Source organism: Nocardiopsis alba DSM 43377 (assembly GCF_000341225.1).
Classification (GTDB): Bacteria; Actinomycetota; Actinomycetes; order Streptosporangiales; family Streptosporangiaceae; genus Nocardiopsis; species Nocardiopsis alba.
In genome coordinates, this window is record NZ_ANAC01000018.1 from 189,011 (window position 1) to 201,767 (window position 12,757).

Genomic DNA, 12,757 nt, shown 5'->3' on the forward strand with positions numbered 1-12,757 from the left:
TCAAAGCTCTGGGATTCTGGAGTGAGTGACGGGATATGAATGCTGGTGGGGGAGTGGTCTGACCTGCGGTAATGCGAAAATTTGCAGGTCATGGGGGAGGCGTTCACCTGGTTGCGCTGGGCTGCCCCGTGTTCCACTGGGCAGCGTGCACCCTCAGGGTGCACGCCTTCAGCCCGTTTGGTGCACCCGCTGAATTGTCTCAGAGCTCATCTCATTTGGGTTCTCGATAGCCTGCTCCTGTGTCGATGGTGGAACGGCTGGTGCCGGACGAGCTGTGGGAACTGTTCCAGCGGGTGGTGTCCGAGGCGCCCACCCGCCCGCAAGGCGGCGGGCGGCGCAGACACGGCGACCGCCAGGTGCTGGACGCGATCATCTTCGTGGCCACCAGCGGGTGTACCTGGGCCCAGCTCCCGCCGGTCTTCGGCCCCTCCGGGCCCACCGCGCACCGGCGCTTCACCGAGTGGACCCGGGCCCGGGTCTGGGCCAAGCTCCACCGCCTGGTCTTGGACGAGCTCGGTTCCCGTGGCGAGCTGGACTGGTCGCGGTGCGCGATCGACTCGGTGAACATGCGGGCCCTCAAAGGGGGGACCTGACGGGTCCGAATCCTGTCGACCGGGGCAAGAAGGGGTCGAAGATCCACCTGATCACCGACCGGCGAGGTTTGCCCCTGTCCATGGCGATCTCGGGGGCCAACACCCATGACAGCCAAGCGTTGCAGCCCTTGGGGAGGGATCGCTCCGATTCGCTCCCGTCGTGGGCCCCGGCGGCGCAAACCGGGCAAGCTGCACGGCGACAAGGGCTATGACTACGCGCACCTGCGGCGCTGGCTCCGGCGCCGGGGGGTCGTGCACCGCCTGGCCCGCCGGGGCGTGGAGTCCTCGCAGTGGTTGGGCAGGCACTGGTGGCAGGTCGAGCGCACCATGGCCTGGTTGGCCGGGTGCCGCCGTCTGCACCGCCGCTACGAGCGCAAGGCAGACCACTTCCTGGCCTTCGCTGGCATCGCCTGCACGCTGATCTGCTACCGCCGACTCACCAAATGAAGATGAGCTCTAACCCCACCAGCCAGGCCGCAGGCCCATCCCCCTCCACGAACAGCGTGCACAGGCCGAATGTCTCGCGCTGACGACAGCCAACGGTTATTACACGCCCCTCCGTGAGCACGTGACAAGGTCAGGAGCCCATATCCCTTAACGTCTCTTGGCTGTCGGAGCGCGCCGATAGGCTGAGGCGAGCCGTCCACTCCCTTCCTAAACCAGGAGAACTTTCCGCCGTGTCAGTCCTGTCCAGCTTCGTATGGAGCGTCGCCGACACCCTGCGAGGCCCGTACGCCGAGGCCGAGTACGGCTCGGTCATCCTCCCCTTCACAGTGCTGCGCCGTCTCGAGTGCGTTATGGCCCCACACCGCGAGGTGATGGCCGAAATCATGATGCAGTACCCAGGGGAGCAACAGCGGCGCACGCACCTGAAGCTCAACACTCGCACTGCGGACAGCGCGGGGCTGTCCTTCTGGACGACGAGTGACTACACACTCAAGAGGGCATTGCAGGACCCAAACAACCTGGCTGAGAACCTCATCGACTATGTCGGCGGGTTCTCCGCGAACTTGGACGTGTTCAAGTCGTTCAACTTCGAGACCGTGATCCGTACGCTCGATGCCCGCGAGCGTCTTGCCCAGGTCGCCCGCCACTTCGAGAAAATCGACCTATCGCCGGACGCGGTGTCCAACGCCGACATGGGTGACCTGTTCGAGAACCTGATCTACCGGTTCGCCGAGTCTGCCAACGACGGTGCTGGCCAGTTCTACACGCCGCGTGACGTCGTTCGGCTCCTAGTCGACCTCGTCTATGCGGAGGACACCAAGGCGCTACGTGATCGCGGCACCGTGCGGTCGATCTACGACCCCACGGTCGGAACCGGTGGGATGCTCACCGTCGCCGAGGAGCACCTGCACGGGCTCAACCCCGACGCCTCGACGGCTCTGTTCGGCCAGGAGATCAATCCGCGTACCTACGCGATCTGCAAAGCTGACCTACTCATCAAGGGCCAAGACCCGTCCAACGTCCGTCAGGGTGACACGCTCGTCGTCGATCGGTTCGAAAAGCAGGGCTTCGACTACGTACTGTCCAATCCGCCGTTCGGGACCGACTGGAAAGCTGTCGAATCCAACGTGAAGAACGAGCACGCCCGTGGCGGCCAGGGCCGTTTCGCCCCGGGTCTGCCAGCCGTCAGTGACGCAGCCATGCTATTCCTACTACATGCTGCGTCGAAGATGCGCGACGTCGACAGTACGGGCCGTGGCGGTAAGGCTGGCATCGTCCTCAACGGTTCTCCGCTGTTCAACGGCGGTGCAGGCTCCGGCCCGTCGAATATCCGAGGCCACATGTTGGAGAACGACCTTGTCGAGGCTATCGTGGCATTGCCCAAGGACATGTTCTACAACACCGGAATCCCGACGTATCTGTGGATCCTGTCGAACTCAAAGTCTCCCGAGCGTAAGGGCACGGTGCAGCTCATCGACGCCAAGAGGCTGGGGGCGAAGATGCGGAAGTCGATCGGATCGAAGCGGATCGAGATCTCCGAGGCGCACCGTAAGGACATCGTGCGGGCCTTTGTCGGTGACGAGACCGGACTCGACGAGGCAATGTTGCCGGTCAAGGTGTTCGCGAACCGTGACTTCGCATACTGGACCATCACGGTCGAACGCCCGCTACAGCTCCGTTTCGACTGCACACCGGAGACCATCGGAGCGGTTGCCGAGCACAAGAATCTCAGCCAGATCACTGGCCTCACCGAGGCACTGGAGTCATTCGGAGATCAGCCGTACTTGAACCGTGAGAAGTTCATTAAGGAATTTTCCGGACACCTCCGTGATCACGGTGTCGGCCTGACGACAGCGCAGCGCAAGGCGCTGTGGCAGACCATCGGCGTTCACGATGAAACCGCCGACATCTGTCGGTACACCTCGGGTGCTCGGAAGGGCGAGATAGAACCGAATCCGGCGCTGCGTGACACCGAAAACGTCCCGTTCGGATGGGGCGGATTCCCCAAGACGCACGAGGCTCTCGAGAAGACCGTCCAGGCTTATTTCGATGCCGAGGTGAAACCACACGTCAACAACGCCTGGATCGCTTGGGACAAGACCAAGACCGGCTACGAGATCCCGTTCACCCGCCATTTCTACACCTACGAGCCTCCTCGGTCGCTCGAGGAGATCGACACGGATCTCGAGCGTGTCGTTGGCGAGATCATGACCTTGTTGCGGGAGGTGGAGTCGTGAGTATCGAAGCTGCAGACCCGGTCACAGTGCGGGTCGGCAAGTGGCTCGGGGGCATCCCGTCAGGATGGACAGGTGCTCGTCTGTTCGAGGTCGCAGATGCTTGGCCAAGCAACGCAGACAAACACACTGTCGAGGGACAGCCACCCGTCAGGCTCTGCAACTACGTAGACGTCTACAAGAACGACTCCATCGTCAGCTCGCTCGACTTCATGACAGCTACAGCTACGCGCGAGCAGATCAAGAAGTTCCGAATCCATGTCGGCGATACGCTCATCACCAAGGACTCCGAAACTGCAGACGATATCGGCATCCCAGCCTTCGTAGAATATGAAGCTGATGACCTGATCTGCGGGTACCACCTGGCCATTGTCCGACCCGATCTGCGAAGGGTATTTCCTAAGTACCTGTACTGGGTGCTCAACTCTGATCCCATTGCACGCCAGTGGGGCGTCATAGCGGCGGGTGTGACCCGTGTCGGCATTCGAAGCACTGATCTGAACAAGGTCACGATGCCGCTCCCGCCGCTCGACGAGCAGCAGGTCATCGCCGACTACCTGGACAAGGAGACGAGCCAGATCGACTCTCTCGTGGCGAAGCAGGAGGAGTTTATCGGGCTACTGCGGGAGCGACGACAAACAGCGAATGAGCTGGCGGTATCTCGACTCGAAGTCCGTGGTCGGAGGCTGAAGCACATCACTCGGTCGATTCGCCAAGGTTGGAGCCCTCAGTGCTACACGTGGTCAACCGATGGGGTAGAACGCTGGGCCGTCTTGAAGGCGGGAGCTGCGAACGGAGGTGTCTTCCGCCCATTCGAAAACAAGGAGTTGCCTGCCGGTGAGGCTCCTCGCCCGAGAACCGTTGTGCGCTCCGGAGACCTCATTGTCTCTCGCGCAAATACTCGTGACCTTGTCGGCAGCGCGGCTGTAGCACAGGGCAACTTTCCCCGTCTCATGCTCAGCGACAAGCTCTACGCATTCGACCTAGACCGCAGCCAGGCTCTGCCGCGATTTGTCGCGACAGTACTCGGAAGTCGGCGGTGGCGGGAGCTCATCGAGATGAAGGCCACAGGCGCGAGTTCATCGATGCTGAACATCAGCCAAGACGACATCGCGAACCTTCCGATGCCCCTCCCTGATGTTGAGGAGCAGAAGTTGATCCTCGGCGAGCTTGACGAACAGACAACGCAAATCGATGCCCTTATCGCCAAGGCTGAGGAACACATCACGTTGGCCAAGGAGCGGCGTACTGCGCTGATCGCAGCGGCGGTGACTGGACAGATCGACGTACGCACGGCGAGAAAGGCGAGCTGAGAACGTTGGCTGCACCTGACGGGACACACGAGAAGGCTTTCGAGATCGAAATCGCCGAGTACCTCGCCGCGCACGGCTGGGAGTACAGCGAGACCGACGACGGCTACGACGCCGAGCGGGCGATCTGGCCCGATGACGTGCACTGGTGGCTGACAGAGACGCAGCCCAATGAGTATGCCAAGGTCGTGCGAGTCGGCACCCCTGCCGAAGCCGCTGACCGCGAGGCACTGCTGGCTTCCCTCGTTACCCGCCTGGACACGCCTATGAGTTCCGGTGGTGGCACACTGAACGTGCTGCGAAGAAAGTTCTCCCACACCCGAGGGGCGACAGCGCACCTGCGGATGTGCCAATTCAAGCCAGCTACGACGCTGAACCGGGACGTCAGCAAGCAGTACCGGAAGGTTCGGATGCGTGTGGTCCGGCAGGTGCACTTCTCACCAAAGCGAAACGATTCGCGGTCGATCGACCTGGTGTTCTTCGTCAACGGCCTACCTGTAGCCACATGTGAGTTGAAGTCGTTTTTCAAGCAGGAGTGGCGCACAGCAGTCAGCCAGTACCGCAACGACCGCAACCCGGCGGGCCAGCCGCTACTTGGGTTCGGCACCCGTGCCTTGGTGCACTTTGCTGTCGACGACAACCAAGTCCACATGACCACGAAGCTGGCCGGTGAGAAGACGTACTTCCTGCCTTTCAATCGTGGCCATGAGGACACCGGTGCAGCTGGGAACCCGCCCAACCCGAACGGTGCTGCGACGTCGTACCTGTGGGAACAGGTCCTGCAGCGCGACAACTGGCTTGCGATCCTCGGGTCCCAGATGTTCCTCAAGACCGAGGCCGACGAGGATCCCATAACAGGCAAGATCAAGCGGTCCACGGCACTGATGTTTCCGCGCTACCACCAGTGGCGCGCGGTGAACAAGCTCGTCGGCACGATCGCTGAGGAGGGCCCCGGTCGCCGATACCTGATCGAGCACTCGGCCGGCTCGGGTAAGACAAACACGATCGCCTGGACAGCGCACCGCCTGGCCCGGCTCCACAATCAGTCGAACGAAAAAGTGTTCGACAAGGTCCTGATTGTCTCGGATCGCCGCGTCCTGGACGCACAGCTGCAGCAGGCGGTCGAGCAAGTCGATGACACGGTCGGCACTGTCGCGGTCATCGACTCCGCGGCAGTACGCCGATCCGGCGGCTCCAAGTCGCGAGCGCTGTTGGACGCGCTGACCGGCTCGGAGCTGATCGTGGTCGTCACTATCCAGACATTCCCCTACGTCAAGGGACTCCTAGAGACGACGTTAAGCGATCAGAACTTCGCGGTGATCGTCGACGAGGCGCACACCTCGCAATCGGGTAAGACGGCTGCTGACTTGAAGAAGGTCCTCACCGAGGGGGGACAGGTCACTGACGAGGACGAGCTCGACAGCCAAGACATTGTCAACCAAGTGGTGGAGGCTGGTGTCGCCCGCGAACAGCGGATCGCTGCCGAGACTGCTGCGCGGGTCAGGGCTCGCAACGTGTCGCTGCTGGCTTTTACGGCGACCCCCAAGACGAAGACGAAGACGCTTTTCGGGCGCGATAACGACGAAGGGAAGCCAGTCGCGTTCGACGTCTACCCGATGCGGCAGGCGATCGAGGAGGGGTTCATTCTCGACGTGTTGCGTGGTTACCAGACTTACAGGACCGCCTTCGAGATCGAGCTGCACGGCGAGAGCGGCGTCGTCGCCGGTATTGCCGGGAGTGAAGGAGCCGATGACGGATCAGATCGGCTTGTCGATCCGAAAGTGGCGTCGCGGAAGATCATGCGGTTCGCGAACCTCCACCCAACCAACGTAGGGCAGAAGGTCGAGATTATCGTCGAGCACTTCCGCGCTAACGTTGCCCCCCTTCTTGACGGGCACGCGAAGGCCATGGTCGTGACCGACTCGCGCCAAGCCGCCGTCCGCTACAAAATGGAGATTGACAAATACTTGGCGCAGAAGCGCTACGGTTACCGGACCATCGTGGCGTTCTCCGGGAAGATCGGCGACGACGTCTACGGACTGGCCGATGCCACCGAGGCATCTATGAATCCCAACTTGGGCTCGGACCTGGCGCGGGAATTCCGTCGACCGGAGTACCGGCTAATGCTGGTCGCCGATAAGTTCCAGACCGGTTTCGACCAGCCGCTGCTGTGCGCCATGTACGTGGATAAGCGGCTTCCCGACGTGCACGCGGTGCAGACTTTGTCGCGGCTTAACCGCATCTACCGAGCGCCCTCGGGTGAGGTGAAGGACCGGACGTTCGTGCTCGACTTCGTTAACGATCCGGAAGAGATCCGCGAGGCGTTCCTCACCTATTACCTCGAGGCGCATGTTGAGACAGCGACGGACCCGAACCTCGTCCACCGGCTCGCGACCAAGCTGGCCCAGGCGCGAATCTACACGTCAGCGGACGTTGAACGCTACGCCGAGGCCTGGTGGGCACCGGCCCAGTCCCATGCAGCTCTCGCTGCCGCGGTCACACCAGCGCGGGATGAGTTCTTGAACCGATGGGCGGATGCGACCGAGCGGAACGATGGCCAGGCGCTCGGTGAGCTGCAGACCTTCCGCAAGGACTGTGGCTCCTACGTGCGCCTGTACGACTTTATGTCCCAGGTAGTCGACTACGGCACCAGCCACTTGGAGAAGTTGGCCGAGTTCCTTCGTCAGCTGGTCCGGCTACTCGCGGTCGACGAGCCGAGCGCGGACGCCGACGTGTCCGGGCTCGAGCTGCGCAGGGTCCGGCAGATTGATCAAGGCAAAGCCGATATCGGACTGTCCGGGGACCATGACACACCGAGTTTGGCTGGCATTTCCGGGGTCGGAACAGGGATGTCGCGGCAGGATCCACAACAGGAATTGCTCTCGGATGTGGTAGCTCGGATCAACGCGCTGTTCGGATCGGAGTTTGCCGATCCGCAGATTGAGGGGTTCGTGGTCGCGGCGGCCGGCATGGCTGAGGAGGACTCGCGCATCGCTGATCAGATCGACCACAATGCGCTCGATCAGTTCATGGCCTCTCCCGTGCTGCGAGAAACCCTGACCGACGCAGCAGTGCTGAACGAGGGGGCGTTCGGCAAGCTGACCGGTGCGCTCACTGGGGAGAGTGATCGCGCTGACGAGTTCATCCGCCTCATCGGTGCGTACCTGTACCAGTCGCGCCGGCTTCGGACGGTCAACACCGAGGCTCCCGAAGACGCCGATGCCTCGGATGAGCCCCGGTGAGGCATTCCCGGTGGAAACGAGAACTCCACTTCCGGCAAATCGGAGACATCACCTGCTGGTCCGCCTACAGATGATCGTGTTCCGGTACCTCGAGTGACGGGAGGCAATTGCTGATGGGGAAGTGGGATGACCTGCTATGATGCGAGAATTCGCAGGTCGTGGGGGAGGTGTTCACCTGGTTGCCCTGCGTTCCACTGGGCAGCGTGCAGCCTCAGGGTGCGCGCTCTTAGTCGGTTTGGTGCACCCTCGCGGGTGTGCCCGCTGAATGGTCTGAATTTCATGGTGTGTCACTCACGTTGTCCTCAGATCCCCTGCTTCTCAGGCGTTCTCTCGGCGCTTCGGGCACAGAACCAGCGGGTGACCACGCTTGCGGTGGATGAACGTGCTGCCGCAGTCACGGCAGGTGTGTTCACCTGGGAGGAGGCAGTGGCCACCGCGGACGGGGGTGTTGGCCCGACTGTCATCACCGATGTTCCACCTCCAAGAGCGGCGACGCTGCGTAGCGGAGGCTCGAAGAGAAGCAGCGCATGCAGGAGCGCAACCGCTCGGCCAGGTCGGCGTGGTGGGTGAACACCACCCCCTGGGATCGGCTGGCCATGCCGTTCAAGGCCTCCAAGAAGGCCACGGCGCGCTCATCGTCGAAGCGATGTGGCCTTCCGAAGTGCAGACAATCTGAGGCCTGCGGTGCAGGACATCATGGTGTGCCCGCGACCGTCGGATTAGAAGTCCGGCGCCCTGGTACCACCACGTGTCGCTACGTGCCGTTCCGTCCCGCACCATCCGAATCCGGATGTCGTTTCGTGCCGCGCTGTGTCGTCTGCTGACGTCCCGGTCCAAAACTGCAGAGCACGAACGGAGCACACAAGTCGGTAAAGCATCCGATGGACGAAGGCGAGGTTTTCGGGTGATGGCTCTCGTTCTCTTGCGTGTGTGCTCCGTCAGCGCACAACGGTTCCAGCTGTCAGCCGCCTTGGGTCACCCGGAAGCACTCGGTGCTCAACGGCACCTCGAGGAAGCAGCAGAAAGGGACGGCCATTGCAGGGAATACTGACAACACCGATGAGAACCAGGGGAAACGCCCGTGCATGTCGGTACTCGCCACTACCCTGTCCGCAGGGCAGCGCCGCAAGAGGAAAGGGACACAGTGGTTGATGACCACTCACAGCAGGACACCAAGGAGATAACCGCCTCTGAAGCCGTGCCAACCTCTGGGGACGGCGCAGGATGCTGGCAGAGCCCATCAACAAGGGCATTTGCGAGGCATAAGGGACGAATTGGCCCCACCTCGGTCCTACCCTGGCCCCATCAACAGAGGAGACCATTTCAGGTGAGGCTAAGCAACCCCTCTGAACTGGGGTTTTGTGGCGAACTCGACAGGATTCGAACCTGCGACCGCACTTACGAATCTTGGGCACGACGGCTGGCTTCGGTCATGCCGTTGAACCCATCCGCGTGCAAGTCGGCCAGGCGTTTGTCCTGACGCCATGAGTCCATGGCCTTCCAATGTTGGTGAGAATCTTCGTGCTCGATGATGACCTGGGTGAGCGGCAAGCTGTTGGGGCCCAAGACCTGGCGGGCTTGCTGCCACACTCGGCGTAGCTCATGGATGACAGCGATCCCGCTGTCCACGTCATCGACTTCCACCGAGATTGCGAATCTGTCATCGGTGGGCTCGATGTAGACGGCCACCGGGGTGCCATCGTGTAGCCGTGGTGCCCAGTCAGCCAGCAGACGAACGTTCTCAGGCAGTGTGCCGTACAGGTAAACACTGCAAGATGCGGTCATGGTCAGCTCCTCCGATGAGTGGACGTAGGGCTCCAAGAAAGTGGTGGCCATGGGGCACATCCCTTCCATGATCATGATGCAGGAATGGGGTGGCGTGAGTAGGCAGTTCGCCTGAATCCAAGGCTTCCTGTCTGGCAGAACTCCTGCGTGAGGTCGGCCCTGAAGGCGCTTGCGAGATCGCAGACCTCTTGGGGACCGACCTCTATGGTGCTGTCGAGTAGAGCTGCTCCGGCGCTCACCGGTAGACGGTCCTATCCGCCCGCGAAGCATCTTCGCCAGTCCATGAGAGTGCCCCGTTCTTCGGACGGTCGCTGGTTTGTCGTAGCCCTGATCTAGAGTCGTCCTTGCTGGGTTCGAACACGTCGAACCGCGGTGCGACTTCAGAGAGGGGTGGGTCATGGCGCAGGTGCTCAAAGCGTTCCGCTACGCGCTGGACCCCACCTCGGCCCAGGTCGAGCTCCTGCGGCGGTGGGCTGGTAACTCCCGCTTGGCGTTCAACTTCGCGCTCGCGATGAAACAGGACGCCCACCAGCGTTGGCGCGATGAGCTCGACACCCTCCTGGCCCAGGGGCTGGAGGCGAAGGAGGCGCGTGCCCGTCTCAAGGGCACGCACAAGATCCCCACCAAGCCCGCGGTGTACAAGGCCTTCCAGCATGTGCGCGGCGATGAGGCCAAGGGGATCGACGGGATCGCTCCCTGGCACGCTGAGGTCTCCACCTATGTGTTCCAGTCCGCTTTCGATGACGCGGATCGGGCGTGGAAGAACTGGCTCGACTCCTACACCGGTAAACGGGCCGGTCGTCGGGTGGGCTACCCCAGGTTCAAGAAGAAGTTCCGCTCTCGTGATTCCTTCCGCCTGCACCATGACGCCAAGAAGCCCAAGCCCGCTCTCCGGTTGGAGGGATATCGGCGGCTTCGGTTGGGTGGTGCGCTCCAGACCGTGCGTTTGCACGGATCGGCGAAGACGCTGCACCGGCTGGTCTCTTCAGGCAGGGCCGTGGTGCAGTCGGTAACGGTCTCTCGGGGCGGGAGCCGGTGGTACGCCAGCGTGCTGTGCAAGGTCGAGGTCGATCCGTCCACACCGACCCGTCGGCAGAAGGCGAACGGGCGTGTGGGACTCGACTGGGGGCTCGGTCATCTGGCCGCGTTGTCCAAGCCGTTGGACGGTAGTCGGCTGGTGGACAACCCTCGTCATCTGCGTAAGGCCTCCGAACGGTTGCTCAAGGCCCAGCGTGCTTTGTCGCGGACCCAGAAGGGTTCGGCTCGTCGCCGTAAGGCCGCGGTACGGGTGGGCAGGCTTCATCATCGGGTGGCCGAGCAACGAGCCACGTTCCTGCACACTCTCTCCAAGCGGTTGACCACGACGTTCGCGTGTGTGGCCATCGAGGACCTGAACGTGTCGGGCATGACCCGGAGCGCTCGGGGGACGGTGCGGAAGCCGGGGCGGAACGTGCGCTCCAAGGCCGGTTTGAATCGGTCGATTCTGGACGCGGCCCCGGCTGAGCTGCGTCGTCAGTTGGAATACAAGGCTTCCTGGTACGGATCCGAGGTCGCGATCCTGGACCGCTGGTTCCCTTCCAGTAAGACCTGCTCGGGGTGCGGGTGGCGAAACCCAAGCCTGGCCCTCTCCGAGCGGGAGTTCGTGTGTGCTGAGTGCGGGTTGCGGATGGACCGTGACCTGAACGCGGCCGACAACATCGCCGCTCATGCGGTAGCGCCGGATAGCGGCGCCGGTGCCCCTGGTAGAGGGGAATCCGTGAATGCCCGTGGAGGAGGCGTAACTCCTGGGCTCCTTCGAGAGCCCGGGCCGCTGCCATTGAAACGGGAAGGCGCTGTCTCCTCGGGGACAGCGCCACCTCGGCGGGGCGACCCGCCGACGTTCCCCTAGCCCACATCTCGCGAAGATAACGGGCTGCGTTGTCGCAGGTCATTTCCTGTCCGACCCACACGCGAAGGGAACGACCGAGGAGCCCGGAGGCAACTCCGCGAACAACTCCGTCCGACCCACACGCGAAGGGAACGACCGCGGCGGATGGTGCGGTCGACCAGCCGGGCCAGGTCCGACCCACACGCGAAGGGAACGACCGTGCCTAGGTGTGTGGAGGTCGGATCCTCGATCGTCCGATCCACACGCGAAGGGAACGACCGTTGCGTGGTCGAGGATGCCGACCAGCGGCGGCGTCCGACCCACACGCGAAGGGAACGACCGGCATCAGCAGCTCCTCTTCGCCACAGAGCAAGGTCCGATCCACACGCGCAGGGAACGACCGACCTACGCGCGGACGGTGGAGAAGGCCGAGGAGTCCGACCCACACGCGCAGGGAACGACCGTGGTTGATGTCGCCTCCGATGATCCCTGCCCCATCCGATCCACACGCGCAGGGAACGAGCATGAACAATCGTTCGTCGCTGTTCTCGAAACGGCCACCACAATCCCCTGGTTGGGCCTCACCCCCCCTTCTCACCGGGGTAGCTCTCATCCCCCTCCTCCTTATCCGCCTCATCACCGCCCTACTCCTGGAAACCCTCCTTGTCTCCCACGGGAAGACGTGGAAGCAGGCCCAGGAGGCGATTACCGGATGCTCCGTTCCCCGAGCACGGTGGTTGTGGGACCCCCTCGGTTCAGCCGGTATCACCCGCCGCCAGCAGCTCTGGGCCGTGCCGACTGGGAGAATGCCCTGGAACTGCACATGATCCGCCTCGAAGCAATCCACCGTCTGCGCCGAGAGTTCGGACTCTTCTGGGCGTGGAAGGTACCTGCGACCGTCTCAATCCGTCTCCGCCGGGGGCCGGATCCCTGAGGCCGCCGACATGGTGGACGACGTCATTGCCGAGAACCAGAGCAAGGAACGCGCGGAGCAGGACTCCACCCTGGCTGATGTCCTGATTCCTCCGGCCCGGGACCCGAGGATCTTCGAGCGTGCTGTCGAAGAAGAGAAGGCGGTGCTCCGTGCAGGCGGCCCACGGCGCTCCGAACGGGAGCTGTGTAAGGCCTACGGTGTGCCCAACACGAACCGGAGGTGGGCCAAACACGTCCGTAAGGAAGCAGAAGCAAGAACTTCCCGAACACCAGAGCCCGTGAACTCTTAGAGCTCATCTCAAAAGTCCTCGCTGTGCTTGGCCAGATGCTTGTAGCAGATGAGGAT

At 62.6% G+C, this 12,757-nt stretch carries 6 protein-coding genes, 1 pseudogene and 1 CRISPR repeat array; of the genes and pseudogenes, 5 read left to right on the forward strand and 2 right to left on the reverse strand.

What is annotated here, in order from left to right; all coding sequences use genetic code 11:
• Nucleotides 1-245 precede the first annotated feature (245 nt).
• From D451_RS27695 to D451_RS0119535, 4 genes and pseudogenes are all read left to right on the forward strand, one after another.
• Nucleotides 246-1,040 (forward strand): annotated as a pseudogene (locus tag D451_RS27695) (IS5 family transposase).
• A 230-nt stretch (nucleotides 1,041-1,270) separates the two neighbouring features.
• Nucleotides 1,271-3,277 (forward strand): type I restriction-modification system subunit M, encoded by a 2,007-nt coding sequence (locus tag D451_RS0119525; RefSeq protein WP_017535661.1) that lies wholly within the window; start codon nucleotides 1,271-1,273, stop codon nucleotides 3,275-3,277.
• A complete protein-coding gene (locus D451_RS26690) occupies nucleotides 3,274-4,587 on the forward strand; it encodes a restriction endonuclease subunit S (RefSeq protein WP_152472932.1) in 1,314 nt (437 codons plus the stop codon). The genes D451_RS0119525 and D451_RS26690 overlap by 4 nt, the downstream gene beginning before the upstream one ends.
• A gap of 5 nt (nucleotides 4,588-4,592) precedes the next feature.
• A complete protein-coding gene (locus tag D451_RS0119535) occupies nucleotides 4,593-7,826 on the forward strand; it encodes a type I restriction endonuclease subunit R (protein ID WP_017535663.1) in 3,234 nt (1,077 codons plus the stop codon).
• A gap of 463 nt (nucleotides 7,827-8,289) precedes the next feature.
• Here the strand turns inward: D451_RS0119535 and D451_RS28090 are convergent, their stop codons facing one another.
• Nucleotides 8,290-8,451, reverse strand: coding sequence for a hypothetical protein (locus D451_RS28090; RefSeq protein ID WP_017535664.1), 162 nt, complete (start codon nucleotides 8,449-8,451; stop codon nucleotides 8,290-8,292).
• A gap of 773 nt (nucleotides 8,452-9,224) precedes the next feature.
• Complete coding sequence (locus D451_RS0119545; protein ID WP_026125197.1) at nucleotides 9,225-9,662, reverse strand: hypothetical protein; 438 nt, start codon at nucleotides 9,660-9,662, stop codon at nucleotides 9,225-9,227.
• A 346-nt stretch (nucleotides 9,663-10,008) separates the two neighbouring features.
• Here D451_RS0119545 and D451_RS0119550 point away from each other — a divergent pair, with 346 nt between their 5' ends.
• Nucleotides 10,009-11,499: an RNA-guided endonuclease InsQ/TnpB family protein gene (locus D451_RS0119550; protein ID WP_017535666.1), complete on the forward strand. Its 1,491-nt coding sequence runs from the start codon at nucleotides 10,009-10,011 to the stop codon at nucleotides 11,497-11,499.
• A 48-nt stretch (nucleotides 11,500-11,547) separates the two neighbouring features.
• Nucleotides 11,548-12,003: a CRISPR direct-repeat array (repeat unit 29 nt; unit sequence GTCCGACCCACACGCGAAGGGAACGACCG).
• The last annotated feature ends 754 nt before the right edge of the window (nucleotides 12,004-12,757 follow it).